The organism is Streptomyces chisholmiae (assembly GCF_031845445.1).
GTDB classification, from domain to species: Bacteria; Actinomycetota; Actinomycetes; order Streptomycetales; family Streptomycetaceae; genus Streptomyces; species Streptomyces chisholmiae.
In genome coordinates this window covers 1-468 of sequence record NZ_JAVREO010000140.1, presented here as the reverse complement: position 1 = coordinate 468, position 468 = coordinate 1, and the positions used below count along the sequence as shown (strand labels likewise).

Here is a 468-nt window from a genome sequence, read left to right as displayed (position 1 = left end):
CGACGGCGTCCGCGCGCACCGGCCTGCCGGCGTCGGCCGCCCGGACCGGGGTGACGAGGATGTCGCTGACGCCGCCGCAGGGCAGGCCGACGGCGAAGGCGTCCTCGTCGCTGAAGCCGAAGCGTTCGAGGACGCTCTCGCCGTCCGCGAGCGCCTGCCGGCACAGCTCGTACACGGCGCCCTCCACGCAGCCCCCGGACACCGAGCCGATCGCCGTGCCGTCGGCGTCCACCGCGAGGGCGGCGCCTAGTCTGCGGGGCGCGCTGCCGCCGACGGCGACCACGGTGGCCACGGCGAAGTCGCGTCCCTGCTCGACCCACCGGTTGAGGTTCTCGGCGATGTCCAGCAGGTCTCGGTCTCCTTGGGGGGTCTGCGCGAAGGGCGTCGGAGGGGTGGGCAGGTGGCGCTAGTGGACGCCGAGCCAGCTCTCGATGGGGTGGAGGGCGAAGTAGACGAGGAAGATCGCCG

At 74.1% G+C, this 468-nt stretch carries 1 protein-coding gene; it reads right to left on the bottom strand.

The window, feature by feature from the left end; all coding sequences use genetic code 11:
- Positions 1-349: XdhC family protein (locus RM844_RS32475; RefSeq protein WP_311671033.1), on the bottom strand; the 349-nt coding region annotated here is incomplete at its 3' end.
- Positions 350-468 lie beyond the last annotated feature (119 nt).